We start from the raw sequence: 18,324 nt of genomic DNA, 5'->3' as shown, positions 1-18,324 counted from the left end.
GTTTCGCGTGCAACTAATTCGAGCGCGGGTAAATCCGTCGTCGAGCGTGTCGCCACTTTGCCTCCGTTCTTTCGTTCGGCTGCTGCGATGCGGTTCGTTTGGTGTGACCTGTGATCACACTGCGATGGATGAAAGTGTCGGCTGCGCGAGCGCGTGAGTCAACCTCGGATTGCTAGGTGAAAACGCGGAGAACGCGGCGGATTGCGGAAGAACGCGTCAAGCGAACCGTCCCTGCACCGCCCTCTGAATCTCCGAGAACGCAACCGGCTTCACGAGATGATGATCGAAGCCCGCTTCCTTCGAACGCTGCCGGTCATGCGCCTGACCATAGCCTGTCACCGCGATCAGCAACGCATCCGCCGTTGCAGGACGCGCGCGCATTTCGGCCGCGAGCCGATAGCCGTCCATCCCCGGCAGACCGATATCGAGCAGTACGATCTGCGGCGCGAATGCATCGGAGAGCGCAAGCGCTTCGGTCGCGTCGTGCGCGGTGCGCACATCGAAGCCGTCGGCTTCGAGCAGGAGCGCCATCGCGGTGGCCGCGTCCACGCTGTCATCGACGAGCAGCACGCGCTTGCCGCTCGCCACGTTCGCGGGCGTCTCGCCCACGCCTTGCGCGGCCACTTGCGGGTCCTGCGCGAGCGGCAGCCATACGATGAATTCGCTGCCCGTCTGCGGCCCCGCCGAAAACGCCTCGATGCGCCCGCCCTGCAATTCGACGAGCGTCTTCGCAAGCGGCAGGCCGATGCCGAGCCCGCCTTCGGACCGTTCGAGTGAAGTCTCCGACTGCACGAAGAGATCGAAGATATGCGGCAGCATGTCGTGCGCGATACCGATGCCCTTGTCGCGCACGGCGATGCGCACTTCATCGCCGAACTGCTCGGTCTCGATCGCGATCTCGCCGTCTTCGAGACTGTACTTCGATGCATTCGACAACAGATTGCCGAAAACCTGCGCGAGCCGCACGTTGTCGCCGGCGACATAGAGCGGCGCATCCGGCAACTTGACCGTCAACGCATGGCGCTTTCTTTCGAGCGCGGGCTGCACGGTCTCGATCGCAGCCGCGATCGCCGCGGCGAGATCGACCGTTTCCCGGCGCAACGTGATCTTGCCCTGCGTGATGCGCGCGACGTCGAGCAGATCGTCCACGAGACGGCTCAGATGACGCACTTGTCTGTCGATGATCGCGCGCACCGTCGCGAAGTGCTGCACGGACGGCTCGCGGTCGGGATCGAGCAGATCGACCGCATTGCGAATCGGCGCGAGCGGATTGCGCAGTTCGTGCGCGAGCATCGCGAGGAACTCGTCCTTGCGGCGGTCCGCTTCGCGCAACAACAGCTCCGCGGCCTTGCGTTCCGATATGTCGTTGACGATGCCCGCGATGCGATACGGCCGCGCCGGATGCCCCGCCGCGCGCACCGGGAACGCGCGCTCCGCGACCCAGCACGGCCCGCCGTGCGCGCGCACGATGCGATATTCGACCTGATACGGCGTGCCGTTCGCAAGCAGTTGCCGGTATGCATCGGCGACATGATCGCGGTCGAGCGGCAGAATGTCGCCGGACCAGTGATCCGGTCCCGGCACAGGCGCGGGCGCGCCGCCGCCCGTATCGAAGAGATGCGCGTAAGCCGGGCTCACATAGAGCAGTTCGCCGGATGCGGGATCGAGCATCCAGAAGACATCGTCGATATTCTCGGCGAGCTGGCGAAAGCGCTCCTCGCTTTCGCGCAGCGCGTTTTCCGCGAGGCGCACGCGCAACAGCGCGCGCACATGCGCAATCAGTTCGGCCGGCTCGACCGGCTCGGTCAGATAACTGTCCGCGCCGCCTTCGAGACCGCGAATGCGATCGAGGCTGTGCACCGCCGCCGCCGATGTCTGCAACACGAGCGTGCCCGCCGTCTCCGGCGAAGCCTTGATCTGCCGGCACACTTCGAGGCCGTTGATGTCGGGCAGCTTCACGTCGAGCAGCACGAGATCGGGCGCTTCGGCGCGCACGCTTTCGAGCGCGGCGGTGCCGGTCGGCGCCTCGATCACGTTGAAGCCCGCGCGCGACAGGATGCGCGTCTTGGCATAGCGCGCGCCGTCGTTGTCGTCGACGTTGAGGATCAGCACCTCGTTCCGGTCGCTTCTCATGATGGTCTTTCCTTGCCCGTCACCGCATCCAGCACGCCCGGCAACTCGCCGCCGCCCACCGGCTTTTCGATGAATACGGTCGCGCCCAGCGCCTGCGCTTCGGTGCGATCTTCCGCCTCCCCGAGCACGAGGATCGGAATGCTGCGCGTCGCCGCCTGCGCGCGCAACGCGGCCAGCCAGATCCACGCTTCCGATGGCGCGGGCCGCACCGCGAGCAACAACGCGGCGGGCTGCGTGCGTGAGAGCAAGCGGCTGGCTTCGTCGAGCGTCGCGGCGTTCATTGCACGATACGGCGAATCGCGCAACGCCGCTTCGCAGTCGAGCCGCTCGATCGGATTGCTCGCGACGATCAGCACCGCGGGCCGCGTATCGCTCGCGGCATGATGTGCCGCATCGAAATCGGCGCCGTAGAACGCGGGAATCGTCGCGCTGAACACCGAACCGCGCCCGACCTCGCTTTCCAGCGACACATCGCCGCCGAGCAGCTTGCACAGCTTCCGGCACAGCGGCAGGCCGAGACCCGTGCCCTTCACATACTGCTGCAAGCGATTCTCGACTTGCCCGAATTCTTCGAACACGACCTGCTGATGTTCCGGCGCAATGCCGATGCCCGTATCGCTGACGGAAAACGTGATGAGCCGGCGCGCGTCGTCATAACTCGCGCTCACGCGCACGTCGCCGCGCTCCGTGAACTTGAGCGCGTTCGACACGAAGTTGCGCAACACCTGCGCGACCTTTCCTTCGTCGGTGCGAATGGGCGGCAGGCCTTCGCACGAATCGAACACGAGCTCGACCGCGCCGCCCGGCGACAATGGCCGCAACATGCCGCGCAGCGCTGAAAACAAGGTATCGACTTCGAATTCGGCGGGCCGCACTTCGATCTTGCCCGCTTCGATCTTCGCGAGATCGAGCAGGTCGTCAACCGTTTCCGACAGGTCTTCCGCGGCCTTGCGAATGAAGCGCACCTGCTTTTCCTGCTCTTCGGTGAGCTCGCCGTCGATGCGCTCCAGCAGGAGCTTCGACAAGGCGCGGATCGACGAAAGCGGCGTGCGGAACTCGTGACTCATGTTCGACAGGAAGCGCGATTTCGATTCGTCCGCGCGGCGCAGATGATCGGCGCGCGCATCCAGTTCCGCGTACAGCGCGACGACGCCGCGATTCGTATCTTCGAGCTCGCGCGTGAGGCGCGTCAGCTCTTCCTGACGTTCGCGCAGATCGGCAAGCGCCGCGATCAGTTCGCGATTCTGGCGCTGCAGTTCCGCGGCGGTGTCGTCGGCGGACTGGCGCGAAAGTATCTCGATGACCGACTGCAACTCGCGCGGCGCATGATCGGGCAAGGCCTTCGCAAGCGATATCGACGTATCGCCGCCAGCTTCGTCCGCGATCGCGCAATGATCCATCAACCGTTGCGCCGCGAGCAGGCCGAGCGCGGCTTGCGCGTCGTCCTTGCTGTCGTTGCGCATGGCGCGCAGCCGTTCGCCCGCGCCCTTGGCCGCCAGAAAGCGCACGACGAAGCGCGGCGGATGCGTGGCGTCATCGACGTAAAAATCGGCGCGCGCTTCGTGTCCCGCGAGCAGCACCGTGCGCGCGGCTTCGAGCACCGAAGTGGAAATGCGCGTCTGATCCTGCGGCGAAAAACCGAGCGCCGCGCTCGCATCGCGCGCCTTCACGCGGGCCGCGACGATATCGCGCTCGCCTTCGATACGCATCGCGTAGAGCGCGCGCGTCATCATGCGCTCCCGGCCGCGCGCGCGACGAACACGGTGATGTCGTCGCGGCCGCGCGCGAAATCGCGATACAGCACCGCCGCGACGAGCGCCGGATGACGCATCGCGAGCCCCGGATAGCGCGCGAGATCCCAGCGCGACGTGAGCCCGTCCGACGCGAGCACGACGAGCGCATTGGGCGGATACGGCACGTCGAATTGCTGCGCGCGCCGCGCCGAATGCCCGACGATGCCGCTGTGCGACACCAGATGCTTGTGCGCGCCTTCGCTCCACACGCTCGCCGAAATATTGCCGATGCCCGCGAACGACACCGGCATGTCCGACATCGACGCGAACGCCGGCATGCGCGCGATGCCGACCGCCGCGCCGCGCGTCGGGCGCAGCGCATCGTTGGCCACGTCCATGATGCGTTCGAGCGTCTCATCGCCATTCGCGGCCAGCACCTTCGCCGCTTCGATCGCGGCGACGTTGGCAAGCGGTCCGTGGCCGAGGCCATCGGCGACGAGCACGGTGAATTCGCCCTGATTCATATGGCACGACCAGGCATCGCCGCTAACGGTTTCGGTCGCGAGCGGCAGATTCACGACACCGTAGCTCAGTTGCGCGGCGGGCCTGTTCGCCGCGCCGGGCGCATTCCAGAACACGACGCGCAGCACCGTGCCGCGTCCGGGCGCGCTCCAGACATCGAGCTCGTCGGACAAACGTTCGATCGCGCCCATGCCGTTGCCGGGACTGCCCGCGGTCGTATAGCCGTCCTCGAAACAGCGATGCAAGTCGTGGATGCCCGGGCCGTTATCGATGCACAGCACTTCGATGCCATAGCGAGGCGACGCGCCGTGACCATCGACGAGCGGCCGCACCAGCAGTTCGCCGTGCTGCGCATGCTTGAGCAGATTCGTGCCGCACTCCGTCACGACGATCGCGAGTTCGCCCGCGGCGGTCTCGTTGAAAGCGAGACCCCGCGCGAGCTCGCCGATCAGCCGCCGCGCATGCGCGACCTGGCTCGTGTCGGCGATCTCGTAGCGCTGCTGCGCGGCCATCGATTCCTTCAGAACGGTTTCCATTTGGTGATCGAAACGTGTGTGCCGGCGCCCGGCGCCGAGCGGATATCGAACTCGTCGCACAGGCGCTTCGCGCCGCCGAGCCCGAGCCCGAGACCGCTGCCGGACGTGAAGCCGTCGGACAGCGCGCGCGGGATATCCGGAATCCCGGGACCGTTATCGACGAATTCGAGTTTGAGGCCGCGGCGGCCGTTGCGCTCGACGAGCGTGCAATGCACGTCGCCGCCGCCGCCGTAGATGAGCGTGTTGCGCGCGAGCTCGCTCGCCGCCGTCACGAACTTGGTCTGATCGATGAGAGACAGTCCTTGCGCGACGGCCTTCTCGCGGACGAACTGGCGCAGCCGCACGATCTGCTCGTCGGAGCGGATCGGCAGCGTGTCGGGCGGCGACGATGAGCTCGGCGCGGCTGTGGAGTGGAAGGTCGTCATGGCGTCGTTCACATGAGGCCGTCAGACCGTGCCGCTTTTCGCGAGCAGCGCCATGCCCTTTTCCACGTTGAGCGCGGTGCGCACGCCCGAGAGCGTGAGCCCGAGCTCGACGAGCGTGATCGCGACCGAAGGCTGCATGCCGACGACGACCGTCTCGGCGTCGAGCACGCGCGCCATCGCGGCGGTGTTGCCGATCATGCGCCCGATGAACGAATCGACCACATCGAGCGATGAAATGTCGATCAGCACGCCGCGCGCGCCGTCCTTCACGATCCGGCTCGTCAGATCGTCCTGCAGCGTGAGCGCGAGCCGGTCGTGCATGTCGACCTGAATGGTGACGAGCAAGAGCTTGCCCATCGTGAGAATCGGAATGCGTTCCATCGCTTGAGGCCCCGTTCAGTCGCGTGTCGTTCGATGCGTGCTTCGAATGGCGAGATGCGGCGTCATTCGGGTTGCAATGGATCGAAAGCGTCGCTCTGACGACCCGCGCGCGATGCGTCGTGCGCGAACGCCGCCGTCACCGACTTGCCGGTGCGTTGCAGCGCGACCACGAAGGCCGCCGCGAGCGACGCCTTGGTCGTGACGTTCGACAGGTTCACGCCGAGATGCACGATGGTCTGCGCGATCTGCGGACGAATGCCGCTGATGATGCAGTCCGCGCCCATCAGCCGCGCCGCCGCGACGGTCTTGAGCAGATGTTGCGCGACGAGCGTATCGACGGTCGGCACGCCGGTGATGTCGATGATCGAGATGGCCGCGCCCGTCTCGACGATCTTCTGCAACAGGTTTTCCATCACGACCTGCGTGCGCGCGGAATCGAGCGTGCCGATCAAGGGCAGCGCAAGAATGCCGTCCCACAACTGCACGACCGGCGTCGACAGTTCGAGCAGTTCCTGCTGCTGGCGCACGATGACCTGCTCGCGGCTCGCCTGAAACACTTCGGTCGTATAGAGGCCGAGTTCGTCGAAGAGCGTGCTGATCGTCCAGGTGAGATCGGCGAGCGTGGCGGAGTCGTTGCCGACCGCGTCGCGAAGGCGCGCAAAAAGCGGCTGCTTGAGCGAGAACACGAAGAGCGCGGTCTCGACCGGCGAGAAGCCCTGACGCGCGCGCTGCGACGACATGTCCGCGAGAAACGAGCGCACTTCCTGCCACGCGGGCGCCTTGAAATCGACGCGCTCGGCGCTGCTCAGCGCGGCCGTCAGAAGCGAGACGAATTGCGTGAACTGATTGCGCAGTTCGGCTTCGCCGACGAGCCCGCGACGCGACGCGATAGCGTGCTGCTGCGCGAACCACTCTGCGAGCAACTGCTCCTGATTGCCGGTGAACAATTGAGCGAGCCGCATTCCGCCGACCATTTCCATGCCGAAATCCCCGTGCGATAGATGTTTTTCGGGCGCTGCGCCCGGATGACTTTTGTTGCGCCGCCGCGATGGCTATCGAAACAAAGCAACGCAAGGCGCTCGGAATGTAGCATGCCATCCCGAAATTCGACAGTCCGCGACGCCTTATGGCGCAAGGGATTCCGGCGCATCGGCAATTGCTGCCGATCGCTTCGCGCGCGCCGCTCCAAGACAAGTCAAATCTCCTGATCGTTCAGCGTGAGAGCAGAAAGAGTTCGAGCGCCTGGAGGCTGATCGGCTTGAGCAGATAGCCGTCGAAGCGGGTTTCGCCGCTGTCCACGACAAGATCGGTGTGCCCTGTCATGGCGATGATGCGTGCGTGGCTGCTCGGCCCGCGCGCGCGGATCGCGGTGCAGAGTTCGCGGCCGTCGGCGTCGGGAAGCGTAATGTCGAGAAAAATGCTGTCGAATCGTTCGCTCGCCGTGAGCGCGAGGCAGCCCGCGCCGTCGTGCGCGATGGCCGCGGTATGACCCATCCCGCTTGCGATGTCGACGAGGGTCTCGATGCAGGCGTGATTGTCGTCGACGAATAGCAGGTTCATCGTCACTGACTCCGTTTCGACGGGATGGGTTATGCGCGTCGGACAGTGTAGTGCATGCCCGATGCCGCCCGCGCTTGCATTGCGCCAACGGCGAGGATTTGTCCGCGTTGCCCTAGATCGCATGATGCCGTGTATAGCGGCACGAATATTTTTTCGGCCGGCGCGCGGTGCAATACTCGGACGACTGCTTCACTCGACCCGTTCATCGAACCGCCGGAGCGCGCATGTCCCAAACGACTCATCCCGTCGACGAAGTGTTGCCCCTTGGTCAGATGCTCGCGGTCGGCATTCAGCACGTGCTCGTGATGTATGCGGGCGCGATCGCGGTGCCGCTCATCATCGGCGCGGCGTTGAAGCTGCCGAAGGAACAGGTGGCGTTTCTGATCAGCTCCGACCTTTTCGCGTGCGGGCTCGTCACGCTGGTGCAATGCATCGGTGTGTGGAAATTCGGCATACGGTTGCCGGTCATCATGGGCGTGAGCTTCGCGCCGGTCGGTCCGATGGTCGCGATGGCGTCCTCGGGCGCGGGCCTCACGGCGATCTTCGGCGCGACGATCGCGGCGGGCGTGTTCGCCATTCTGATCGCGCCGTTTTTCGGGCGTCTGATGCGCTTCTTTCCGCCGATCGTGACCGGCACGATCATTCTCACGATTGGCATGACGCTCTTTCCGGTCGCGATCAACTGGGCCGGCGGCGGGCGCGGCGCGGCGAATTTCGGCGCACCGGGCAATCTGATGATCGCGGCTGTCGTGCTGCTCGCGATTCTGCTGATCAACAAGTATCTGAAGGGCTTTCTCGCGAATATATCGGTTTTGCTCGGCATGGCGATTGGCTTTGTTATCGCCTTGCCGCTCGGGTTGATCGACTTCTCGGGGGTCGGCCAGGCGGCGTGGTTTGCGCCTGTGCGGCCGTTTGCGTTCGGCATGCCGACTTTCGATCTTGCGGCCATCGCGTCCTTGTGTCTCGTGATGGTGGTCATCATGGTGGAATCGCTCGGCATGTTTCTCGCGCTCGGCGATCTTGCGATGCGGCCCGTTTCGCGCGTCGATGCGACGCGAGGCTTGCGCACCGATGGTCTCGGCACGGTGATCGGCGGCATCTTCAATACGTTTCCGCATTCGTCGTTTTCGCAGAACATCGGGCTCGTGGGGATAACCGGTGTGAAGAGCCGATGGGTCGTCGCGGTGTCGGGCGTGATCTTGATTTCGCTCGGGCTGTTGCCCAAGTTATCCAATCTGATTGCTTCGATACCGGTCGTCGTGCTTGGGGGCGCGGGGATCGCGATGTTCGGCATGGTCGCGGCGACGGGCGTGAAGATCTTGAGTAAAGTGGATTTCGATAGCAAGAATAACTTGCTGATTATCGCGATCAGTCTGGGGGTGGGGGTTATTCCGCTCGTCGCGCCGACGTTTTTTGCGCATATGCCGGGGTGGGTGGGGCCCTTGACGCATAGCGGGATTACGCTTGCTGCGGTGTTTGCTATCGCGCTGAATGCGATGTTTAATCGCGGGCGTGGGGAGGGGGAGGTTGAGAGGGAACTTGCCGAGGATATGGCGTTGAGTTTGCGGCAGGGGGATAGGGAAGGTTGATTTTTGGGTTTTTGTTTTTGTTTTGGTTTCGTGGAACTTGCTTTGGTGTCGGTCTATTGGCACTGCCCCTCCCCGGGGCGGGGGTAACTTTCTTTGCTGCTGCAAAGAAAGTCACCAAAGAAAGCAGCTCTCTCACCGCCCGCGGTCACACGCAGTTTGGCCACTCTTCTCCTCCGGGAACGGCCCTCGCCTAAAGAGTGCCCCCATAGGCCCAATCGGGCTTGGATCGCGCACGGTCTGTCACATCGCGCCACACAACAAACTGGTACAGCCATCTCAAGCTCCGGCCAGCTTCGCGGCCGACGGGTGAATTGGGTTTGCGTGCGCGTTCGTCTTCCGTTGGTTTCCCTTGCATACTCCACGGCAGCGCGTAGCGCTGTGCCGAAGCTATTTCGTGCTGAACCAGCGCCTTTTGAGTACTAGCTTGTCAGACCGTGCGCGATCCAAGCCCGATTAGGCCTATGGGGGCACTCTTTAGGCGAGGACCGTTCCCCGAGGAGAAAAGTGGCCAAACTGCGTGTGACCGCGGGCGGTGACAAAGCTGCTTTCTTTGGTGACTTTCTTTGCAGCAGCAAAGAAAGTTACCCCCGCCCCGGGGAGGGGCAGTGCTAATAAACCAACGAGAAATCGGGAGCCGGCGAAAAATACCCACTACCATGTGAAGAACCACCCCGGCCCAAAAAAGAAACAATGCGCGAAGCCCTCTGGATCCTCCTAACCGCGATAGCGCTCGCCTACGCTCTAGCCTTTGCGGCCTTATATTGGCTACAAGGCAGACTCGTCTATCCCCTAGAACAGATTGAAGCCTTCAAAAGCCCCGAACTCGAACACCAAACCGAGCCCATCAGCATAAAAACCGCCGATGCCCTCACCCTGACAGCCCGCTACAAGGCGCCGCCAACCGAAACCTCCCCCACGATCATCCTCTTCCACGGCAACGGCGAAGACCTGACCCAACGCGCCCATATCGCGCTGGAGATGATCGAAGCAGGCTACGGCGTACTGCTCGCCGAATACCGCGGCTACGGCGGCAACCCCGGCAAGCCGCACGAAGCCGGCCTATACGCCGATGCCCGCGCCGCCTACGCCTACGCCGCAGCGCGTTCGAAACACATCGTGCTGCATGGCTATTCGCTCGGCTCGGGCGTCGCCGTGCAACTCGCGAGCGAAGCGAAAATCGACGCGCTGATTCTCGAAGCGCCATTCACCAGCATCGTCGAAGTCGCCGCGAAGCGCTTCTGGCTCTTTCCCGTGCGCCTGTTCGCGCGCGACCGCTACGACAGTCTGTCGAAAATTGCGTCCGTTAATGCGCCGATCCTGATCTACGGCGGCACCCAAGACGGCGTGATCCCGCCCGAGCAGTTCCAGCGCCTCTTCGGCGCGGCGCGCGGCGAAAAACAACTCGCGCTTATCGAAGACGCCGACCATCTCGATGTCTGGACGAAGGGCGGACGCGAACACGTCATGCGATTCCTCGCATCGCTGCAAGCCACGCGCCACGCAATGCAAGCCTAAGCGCCCGCCTTCCTGCGCGCACGTCCGAGCTTGAGCGTGATCCATGCCGGCGCGTGATCGCTCGCATGCGGCTCGCCGCGCACCCATTTATCGACGCCCGCTTCATCGAGCTTCTTCGCCAGATCCTTGCTGAGCAGAAGGTGATCGATACGCAAACCCGAATTCGTCTGCCAGTGATTGCGAAAGTAATCCCAGAACGTATAGATGCGCTCGTCGGGAAACGTCTTGCGCAACGCATCCGTCCAGCCCTGCGCGAGCAGGTCCGCATAGGCCGCCCGGCTCTCGGGCTGCAACAGCGCGTCCTTGAGCCATGAGCGCGTGTTATAGATGTCCTCGTCGGTGGGCACGACGTTGTAGTCGCCCGCGAGCACCACGGGATGACCGCTGTCGAACAAGGCCTTCGCATGCGCGTTGAAACGCTCGAACCACGCGAGCTTGTAATCGAACTTCGGGCCGGGCTGCGGGTTGCCGTTCGGGAGATACAGACAGCCGATCACGATGCCGCCCACCGCCGCTTCGATGTAACGGCTATGCGTGTCGTCCTCGAAGCCGGGCAGCCCGCGCCGGCTGAGCACGGGGTCGACGCCCTTCGCGAGAATCGCCACGCCGTTCCACGATTGCTGGCCGTGCCACAGCGCGCCATAGCCCGCGCTGGCGATCGCATCGGCGGGAAACTGCGCGTCGGTCGCCTTCAATTCCTGCAGGCAGACGATATCGGGCGCTTCGCGTTCGAGCCATTTCAATAGCGCGTCGAGCCGCGGACGGATGCCGTTGATGTTGAAGGTCGCGATTTTCACTCGGCGTCTCTCCATCGGTGGATCGGAATCGATCGTACACGCGTCGCAGATTGCGTGCCGCGTCGCGCGCGAGCAAGACGGCCGAAAATCTGCGACAGTCACGCACAAACGACAACCACGCGCGCCCCATGTCCGACGGCTCCATCCACTGGCAACGCAATCTCTACGTCTGCGTATTCGGCTCGTTCACGACCATCATGGCGATGACGCTGCTCTTGCCCTTCCTGCCGATCTACGTGCAGCAGTTAGGCGCGACATCGGTCGATGCGGCCGTGCAGTGGTCGGGCGTCGCGTTCGGTGCGACCTTTCTCGCGGCGGGGCTCGTCGCGCCGCTCTGGGGACGCCTCGCCGACCGCTATGGCAGAAAGCCCATCCTGATTCGCGCGAGCCTCGGCATGGCGATCACGATGTCGCTGCTCGGCGTCGTGCAGACCGTCTGGCAGCTCGTCGCGATGCGCTTTCTCGCGGGGCTCGTCGGCGGCTATGCGAGCGGCGCCATTGTGATGATCGCGACGCAAACGCCGCGGCATCGCACCGCGTGGGCGCTCGGCACGCACGCGGCGGGCATGATGGCGGGCAATCTCGTCGGTCCGCTCGTCGGCGGATTGCTGCCGGGTCTCATCGGCATACGCGCGACTTTCTTTCTCGCGGGCGGACTCATCTTCTGCTCGTTCATCATGACGACGCTGCTCGTGAAGGAAGAGCGCCGCTCGCCGGAGAGCGTGAAGCAAACGCCGCGCGGCGGATGGCGCGACGTGCCGCTTCTCACGCCCGTCTTCGCCATGCTCGCGAGCGCCATGCTGCTCATGTTCGCCAACATGTCGATCGAGCCGATCATCACGGTCTATGTTTCGCAGCTCGTCGACGATCCGAAGAAGATCACGCTCGTCGCGGGCTTCGTCATGTCCGCCGCCGCGCTCGGCAGCGTGCTCGCCGCGCCGCGCGTTGGACGGCTCGCGGACCGCATCGGCGCGCCGAAAGTCATCGTCTGTTGTCTTGCCGCGTGCGGCGTGCTGCTGATACCGCAGATCTTCGTGACCAACGGCACGCAGCTCGTCGTGCTGCGCTTTCTGATGGGCCTCGCATTGGGCGGCCTCCTGCCCGCGATCACGAGCGTCGTGCGTCACAACGTGCCGGACCATGCGGCCGGCTACATCCTCGGCTACGCGACCTCGGCGCAGTACATCGGGCAAGTAACGGGACCGCTCGCGGGCGGCTTCATCGCCGCGCATTCGGGCATGCACGCCGTCTTCGTGATGACGAGCGTTCTGATGTTCGCGGGCGCCGCGTTCAACGCATGGGTCTTTCTGCGAAAGAAGCGCGCCCGCGAGGCCGATGCGCAGACTTAGGCCTTCTCGCTGTCGAGATGGGCCATCTGCACGGCTTCATACCGATCGCCCGATGCCGCGCCCTTCGGCACGGCCGCTTCGATCGCGGCGAGTTCGTCGTTCGTGAGCTTCACGTCGAGCGCGTCGAGCGATTCCGTCAGCCGGTCGCGGCGGCGCGCACCGATGACCGGCACGATGTCCTCGCCCTGCGCGAGCACCCACGCAATCGCGATCTGCGCAACGCTCACGCGCTTGGCATCGGCGATCTTGCGCAGTGCATCGACGAGCGCGAGATTGCGTTCGACGTTGCCTTGCTGAAAGCGCGGGCCGCTCGCGCGCCAGTCGCCCGTTTGCGCGGCGTCCTTGTTCCAGTGCCCGCTGATCAAACCGCGCGACAGCACGCCATATGCCGTGATCGCAATGCCCAACTCGCGGCACGCCGGCAAGATCGCGTCCTCCATGCCGCGCGTGATCAGCGAATACTCGATCTGCAGGTCGCACACGGGATGCACGGCGGCGGCCCTGCGCAGCGTCTGCGCGCCCACTTCCGAGAGCCCGACATGACGCACATAGCCCGCATCGATCATCTCGGCAATCGCGCCGACGGTGTCTTCGACCGGCACGTTCGCATCGAGCCGCGCCGGACGATAGATGTCGATATGCTCGACGCCAAGCCGCTGCAAGGTGTACGCGAGCGCATTCTTCACGGCGACGGGACGGCCGTCGAAGCCGATGAAGCGGCCCGCCGGATCGCGCATGCCGCCGAACTTCACGCTGAGGATCGCGGCATCGCGGCGCGAAGGCGGCGCGCTTCGCAACGCCTCGCCGATCAACATTTCGTTGTGACCCATGCCGTAGAAGTCGCCGGTGTCGAGCAGCGTGACGCTCGCTTCGAGCGCGGCGTGAATCGTCGCGATGCTTTCCGCGCGATCGGACGGCCCGTACATGCCCGACATGCCCATGCATCCGAGTCCGATGGCCGACGATTGCGGGCCGGTCTTTCCGAGCTTGCGCTGTTCCATGCTGTTCTCTCCTGAAGGCGATGGAGAGCATTATGTGAGCAAAAAGCCCGTGCGATAATCCGCCTCAATGCGAATGGGCTGTGCGCCGAGGCGAACAATGAGCGAACCCGATCTGTCGGATCTTCACGCGTTTCTGGCTGTCGCGCGTTCGCGCGGCTTCAGGCAGGCGGCGCTGTTGCGCGGCGCGTCGGCGTCGTCGCTGAGCGAGGCGGTGCGCAGGCTCGAAACGCGTCTGGGCGTGCGGCTTCTCAATCGCACGACGCGCAGCGTGACGCCGACCGAAGCGGGCGCGCGCCTGATCGAGCGCCTCGCACCCGCGTTCGCGGAGATCGCGGGCGCGCTCGATGCCGTGAACGGCTTTCGCGACAGCCCGACCGGTACGCTGCGCCTGAACGTGCCCACCATCGTCTCACGCGAAGTCCTGCCGCCCATCGTCGCGCGCTTTCTTGCGACGCATCCGGGCATCACCCTGGAACTGAGCGCAAGCGATAAGTTCATCGACGTGCTCGCGGCCGGGTTCGATGCGGGCATCCGCTATGACGAACGCATCGAGCGGGACATGATCGCGGTGCCCATCGGGCCGCGCACGCAGCGCTTCGTCGCCGCGGCCGCGCCGGCCTATCTCGAGGCGCATGGCGAACCGAAGCATCCGCGCGAACTCGTGAATCACGCATGCATCGCGCATCGCTTCGAAAGCGGCGTGCTGGCGACGTGGGAATTCATGCGGGGCAAGGACGTGATACGCATCGTGCCGCAAGGGCCGCTCGTGACGTCATCGATCGAAGTGAGCCGCGCGTGCGCCATCGCGGGCCTGGGTCTGGTCTATACGTTCGACGAGTTCGTGCGCGAAGCCATCGAGCGCGGCGCGCTGGTGCCGGTGCTCAAACCGTGGTGGCAGAGCTTCACCGGGCCGCGTCTTTACTATGCGAGCCGCGCGCACGTGCCGGGGCCGTTGCGCGCGTTCATCGACTTCATTCGGGCCGAAAGCTGATCTTCGGACGTTATTGCTGCACGCCCCAGCGGCGCACGGTCACGCGCTCGAATGTATCGAACACGAGATGCTCGACCGCGAGCCCGATCACGATGACCGCCGCCAGTCCGGCGAACACGCGATCCGTATAGAGCTCGTTGCGGTTCTGGAAGATGTACCAGCCGAGGCCGCCCTTGCCCGAACTCGCGCCGAACACGAGTTCCGCCGCGATCAGCGTGCGCCACGCGAACGCCCAGCCCACGCGCAGGCCCGCGAGAATCGAAGGCAGCGCGGCAGGCACCAGAATCAGCATGACGTGACGCATGCCGTTCAAACCGTAGTTGCGGCCCGTCATGCGCAAGGTCGAAGGCACCGCCTGAAAACCGGCATACGTGTTGAGCGCGAGCGGCCACAACACCGAATGCACGAGCACGAAAAGCAGGCTGCCCGTGCCGAGACCGAACCATAGCAATGCGAGCGGCAATAGCGCGATCGACGGCAGCGGATTGAACATCGCGGTGAGCATCGAGAGGATGTCGCGGCCGATGCGCGTTGATACCGCGAGCGATGTCAGCACGAATGCGAGCGCCGCACCGAGCGCATAGCCGCGCAACAGCACGGACATCGAAATGCCGATTTTTTCGATCAGTTCGCCCGACGCGATGCCCTGGACGAACGCGACGAAGGTCGCGCTGAAAGTCGGCAGCAGAAGATCGTTGTCGACGGCGCGCGCGGCGATTTCCCACAGCCCGATCAAGACGAGCGCGATGATCGTCTTGCGCAGCCATGAGCGGTCAGCAAGCCGCTTCGAAAGCGGCAACGGCGCTTCGTGCTCGATACCGGCGGGCGCGGCGGGCGTGACTTCATATTCGGGCCGAACAGGCGGCACGGTGAGATGCGGCGTGCTCAAAGCGCGGCCTCCTCTTCAAACAACAAACGATGAATGCGCGCCACGCTCTGCTGAAACTCCCCGCGGCCCAGACTTTCCTGCGTGTATTGATGACTGTTCAGTTCGGCGCGCACGCGGCCTGGATGCGGCGTCAGCAGCAGAATGCGGTTGCCGACGATGAGCGCTTCCTCGATCGAATGCGTGACGAACAACAGCGTGAAGCGCTCGTCGCTCCAGAGGCGCAGAAGCTCTTCCTGCATGCGCCGGCGCGTGAGCGCATCGAGCGCGGCGAAGGGCTCGTCCATCAGCAGCACGCGCGGCTGCATCGCGAGCGCGCGCGCTATCGCGACGCGCTGCTTCATGCCGCCGGACAGCGTGTGCGGATAGGCATCGGCGAATTTCGCGAGACCCACTTTGTCGAGATAATGCAGCGCGCGCTCGCGTGCCTCCGCGCGGCCAAGCTTGCGCGCGACGCGCAGCGGAAAGGCCACGTTCTGCACGACGGTCTTCCACGGCGGCAGTTGATCGAACTCCTGGAACACGACGATGCGATCCGCGCCCGGCCCGCGCACACGTTCGCCGCCGATCTCGATGCTGCCCGCAACGGGTTCGATGAACCCGGCGACCGCCTTCAGCAAAGTGGACTTGCCACAGCCCGACGGCCCCAGCAGCACGAAACGGTCGGCGCCGTAGACATCGAAGCTGACATCGTGCGTCGCGCGCACGAGCCGCTCGGGCGTGCGGTATTCGAGCGTGACGTTCTTCGCGCTGAGCAACTTGCCGCTCGTGGAAGCATCGCGCTCGGCTTCTCTTGAGTACAGCGCTTGAGGATTGGCGGCCATGTTCGATGTGCTGGATTGCAAACGCACACGATACCGGCGCGCCCCGCGCGCGCGAACCAATCATTGCGCATATTCAATCCGCGATCGCGGATAAGCGCTGCGTCAGCTTCCGTCTTTCGTCGCGGGATCGCTGAAGAAGTAGTCCTGCCACGACTTCGGCTCGTTTCTGATCACGCCCACGCGATGCATGAACTGCGCAAGCGCGAACGTGTTCTGCGGCGCGACCTTGAATTGCACCGAAGGATCCTTGATAACCTTGACGAGCAGGTCGCGATCGATCTTCGCGTTGTTGACACGCAGATAGATATCGGCGGCCTGCTCGGGATGCTGCGTGATATAACGCGCGGCGTCGGCGAGACCGGCCACGAACGCGCGATACGTCTTCGGATTCTCGTTGCGGAACTTCTCCGTCGCATAGAGCACGGTCGCGGAACTAGGGCCGCCGAGCACGTCGTATGAATTGAGCACGATATGCGCTTTCGGATTGCCCGCGAGTTCCTGCTGCTGGAACGGAGGATTGCCGAAATGCGCGTTGATTTCCGTGCCGCCCGCGATGATCGCCGCGGCCGCATCGGGATGCGGCACCGCTTGCGTGAGCTTGTCGAGGCGGTCGTATTGCTTGTCGCCCCATTGCTTTGCCGCCGCGTATTGCAGGACGCGCGACTGCACCGAAACGCCGACGGCGGGCACCGCGATGCGATCCTTATCGCTGAAATCGGCGATGGTCTTCACGCGCGGATCGTTCGATACGAGGTAATACGGAAAATTGCCGAGTGAAGCGACGCCCTTCACGTTCTGCTTTCCGTGCGTGCGGTCCCAGATCGTCAGAAGCGGCCCCACGCCCGCCGCGGCGATATCGACCGAACCGGACAGCAGCGCATCGTTGACACTCGAACCGCCCGAGAGCTTGGCCCAGTCGACCTTGATATCGAGCCCTTCCTTCTTGCCTTCCTGCTCGATGAACTTCTGATCGCGCGCGACGTTGAGCAGCAGATACACGACACCGAATTGCTCGGCGATGCGCAGCGTGCCCTCGGCATGCGCGCCCGCCGACGTGATGCCGAGCGAAACCGCGAGCGCGGCGGCGAGCGCGCGTGCGGCGCCCTTCCCTGTTCGAGAATGCATCAATAAAACCCCGTGAATTAAGCGATATTCTTCAGAAAGGCGCGTCGCCTTCGATGGTCGTGCGATACAGCTTGCGGCGCTGATCGTCCGGCGTGCCCGCCGCGAGATGCATGACCGAGCGGTTGTCCCAGAACACCATGTCGCGCTCGCGCCATTGATGGCGATAAACGAATGCGGGCTGCGTGCTATGCGCGAAGAGCTCCGCGAGCAGTGCGCGGCTTTCGTCTTCGGGCAAGCCGATCACGCGCGTCGTGAAATGCTCGCTGACGAAGAGCGCGCGCCGTTTCGTTTCGGGATGCGTGCGCACGATCGGATGCGTCACCGGCTTCACTTGCGCGATCTGCTCGGCCGAGAGATTGGGCCGCCACGGACTGCGCTTTTGCAACTCCGCATACTTGGCGAGATACGTATGCTCGGCGGCGCGGCCCTCCACCGCTTGCTTCAGATGCGCGGGCAACGTGTCCCAGGCGAGATGCTGGTTCGCAAAGAGCGTGTCGCCGCCGGTGGCGGGCAACTCCTGCGCATGCAGCATCGAGCCGAGGCTCGGCGTGTCCTTGTACGAGAGATCGGAATGCCAGAAGTGACCCGCATCGCCGAGGCCGATCGGCTTGCCGTTCTCCATGATGTTCGACACGATCAGCACTTCCGGATGCCCCGCGAGCCCGAACTGATGCAGCACGTGAATCTGCAGCGGACCGAAGCGCCGGCTGAACGCGACCTGCTCGTCCGGCGTGATGCGCTGATCGCGAAACACGAGCACGTGATGATCCAGATGCGCGCGATGAATGCGCGTGAAATCGGCTTGCGAAAGCGGCTTCGAAAGATCGAGCCCGATGACTTCGGCGCCGAGCGGCGCGTCGAACTTGCGAATCTCGATGGATTGATCGGCGGCGTCTTGCGCGGCGCGCTCGGAATGAGGGGCGGTCTGAATCGTCACGTTCGAACTTGGGGCAATCG

At 64.3% G+C, this 18,324-nt stretch carries 17 protein-coding genes; 4 read left to right on the top strand and 13 right to left on the bottom strand.

The window, feature by feature from the left end; all coding sequences use genetic code 11:
• Positions 1 to 216: 216 nt before the first annotated feature.
• The 7 genes from LY284_RS24555 to LY284_RS24525 all read right to left on the bottom strand — a co-directional run bounded on the left by LY284_RS24555 (position 217) and on the right by LY284_RS24525 (position 7,290).
• Complete coding sequence (locus LY284_RS24555; RefSeq protein ID WP_233388279.1) at positions 217 to 2,133, bottom strand: response regulator; 1,917 nt, start codon at positions 2,131 to 2,133, stop codon at positions 217 to 219.
• Positions 2,130 to 3,866 carry an ATP-binding protein gene (locus LY284_RS24550; RefSeq protein WP_233388277.1) on the bottom strand — a complete coding sequence of 579 codons (1,737 nt, stop codon included), beginning with the start codon at positions 3,864 to 3,866 and terminating at the stop codon, positions 2,130 to 2,132. Before LY284_RS24550 ends, LY284_RS24555 begins: the two co-directional genes overlap by 4 nt.
• Complete coding sequence (locus tag LY284_RS24545; RefSeq protein WP_053569831.1) at positions 3,863 to 4,924, bottom strand: ATP-binding SpoIIE family protein phosphatase; 1,062 nt, start codon at positions 4,922 to 4,924, stop codon at positions 3,863 to 3,865. The genes LY284_RS24550 and LY284_RS24545 overlap by 4 nt, the downstream gene beginning before the upstream one ends.
• Positions 4,909 to 5,349 (bottom strand): anti-sigma regulatory factor, encoded by a 441-nt coding sequence (locus LY284_RS24540; RefSeq protein ID WP_014251759.1) that lies wholly within the window; start codon positions 5,347 to 5,349, stop codon positions 4,909 to 4,911. The genes LY284_RS24545 and LY284_RS24540 overlap by 16 nt, the downstream gene beginning before the upstream one ends.
• Before the next feature lie 21 nt (positions 5,350 to 5,370).
• Complete coding sequence (locus LY284_RS24535; protein ID WP_014251758.1) at positions 5,371 to 5,730, bottom strand: STAS domain-containing protein; 360 nt, start codon at positions 5,728 to 5,730, stop codon at positions 5,371 to 5,373.
• Between the two features lie 62 nt (positions 5,731 to 5,792).
• Positions 5,793 to 6,710, bottom strand: coding sequence for an STAS domain-containing protein (locus LY284_RS24530; RefSeq protein ID WP_053569829.1), 918 nt, complete (start codon positions 6,708 to 6,710; stop codon positions 5,793 to 5,795).
• A 232-nt stretch (positions 6,711 to 6,942) separates the two neighbouring features.
• Complete coding sequence (locus LY284_RS24525; protein WP_233388276.1) at positions 6,943 to 7,290, bottom strand: response regulator; 348 nt, start codon at positions 7,288 to 7,290, stop codon at positions 6,943 to 6,945.
• A 224-nt stretch (positions 7,291 to 7,514) separates the two neighbouring features.
• Between LY284_RS24525 and LY284_RS24520 the strand changes: the two genes are divergently transcribed.
• Both LY284_RS24520 and LY284_RS24515 read left to right on the top strand, forming a co-directional pair.
• Positions 7,515 to 8,879 carry a nucleobase:cation symporter-2 family protein gene (locus LY284_RS24520; RefSeq protein WP_233388273.1) on the top strand — a complete coding sequence of 455 codons (1,365 nt, stop codon included), beginning with the start codon at positions 7,515 to 7,517 and terminating at the stop codon, positions 8,877 to 8,879.
• A gap of 690 nt (positions 8,880 to 9,569) precedes the next feature.
• Entirely contained in the window at positions 9,570 to 10,394 is an 825-nt protein-coding gene (locus LY284_RS24515; protein WP_233388271.1) for an alpha/beta hydrolase, read from the top strand.
• Here the strand turns inward: LY284_RS24515 and LY284_RS24510 are convergent.
• Positions 10,391 to 11,206 (bottom strand): exodeoxyribonuclease III, encoded by an 816-nt coding sequence (locus LY284_RS24510; RefSeq protein WP_233388268.1) that lies wholly within the window; start codon positions 11,204 to 11,206, stop codon positions 10,391 to 10,393. The two genes, LY284_RS24515 and LY284_RS24510, sit on opposite strands and share 4 nt — an antisense overlap.
• A 113-nt stretch (positions 11,207 to 11,319) precedes the next feature.
• On the opposite strand from LY284_RS24510, the gene LY284_RS24505 reads away from it, so the two are divergent.
• Positions 11,320 to 12,540 carry an MFS transporter gene (locus tag LY284_RS24505; protein WP_052485721.1) on the top strand — a complete coding sequence of 407 codons (1,221 nt, stop codon included), beginning with the start codon at positions 11,320 to 11,322 and terminating at the stop codon, positions 12,538 to 12,540.
• Here the strand turns inward: LY284_RS24505 and LY284_RS24500 are convergent.
• Positions 12,537 to 13,541, bottom strand: a complete 1,005-nt coding sequence (locus LY284_RS24500; protein WP_233388266.1) for an aldo/keto reductase — start codon at positions 13,539 to 13,541, stop codon at positions 12,537 to 12,539. The two genes, LY284_RS24505 and LY284_RS24500, sit on opposite strands and share 4 nt — an antisense overlap.
• 97 nt (positions 13,542 to 13,638) lie before the next feature.
• Here LY284_RS24500 and LY284_RS24495 point away from each other — a divergent pair, with 97 nt between their 5' ends.
• Positions 13,639 to 14,532, top strand: a complete 894-nt coding sequence (locus LY284_RS24495; protein WP_233388264.1) for a LysR family transcriptional regulator — start codon at positions 13,639 to 13,641, stop codon at positions 14,530 to 14,532.
• A 10-nt stretch (positions 14,533 to 14,542) separates the two neighbouring features.
• Here the strand turns inward: LY284_RS24495 and LY284_RS24490 are convergent, their stop codons facing one another.
• The 4 genes from LY284_RS24490 to LY284_RS24475 form a co-directional block, all read right to left on the bottom strand.
• A complete protein-coding gene (locus LY284_RS24490; protein WP_014251749.1) occupies positions 14,543 to 15,421 on the bottom strand; it encodes an ABC transporter permease in 879 nt (292 codons plus the stop codon).
• Positions 15,418 to 16,242 carry an ABC transporter ATP-binding protein gene (locus tag LY284_RS24485; RefSeq protein ID WP_233388261.1) on the bottom strand — a complete coding sequence of 275 codons (825 nt, stop codon included), beginning with the start codon at positions 16,240 to 16,242 and terminating at the stop codon, positions 15,418 to 15,420. Before LY284_RS24485 ends, LY284_RS24490 begins: the two co-directional genes overlap by 4 nt.
• A gap of 102 nt (positions 16,243 to 16,344) precedes the next feature.
• Positions 16,345 to 17,367, bottom strand: a complete 1,023-nt coding sequence (locus LY284_RS24480; protein WP_041732043.1) for an ABC transporter substrate-binding protein — start codon at positions 17,365 to 17,367, stop codon at positions 16,345 to 16,347.
• Between the two features lie 31 nt (positions 17,368 to 17,398).
• Complete coding sequence (locus LY284_RS24475; protein ID WP_375294283.1) at positions 17,399 to 18,304, bottom strand: TauD/TfdA dioxygenase family protein; 906 nt, start codon at positions 18,302 to 18,304, stop codon at positions 17,399 to 17,401.
• Between the last annotated feature and the right edge of the window lie 20 nt (positions 18,305 to 18,324).

It is taken from the genome of Caballeronia sp. PC1, from assembly GCF_021353155.1.
Classification (GTDB): Bacteria; Pseudomonadota; Gammaproteobacteria; order Burkholderiales; family Burkholderiaceae; genus Caballeronia; species Caballeronia cordobensis.
This window is presented reverse-complemented; position numbering and strand designations above follow the sequence as displayed.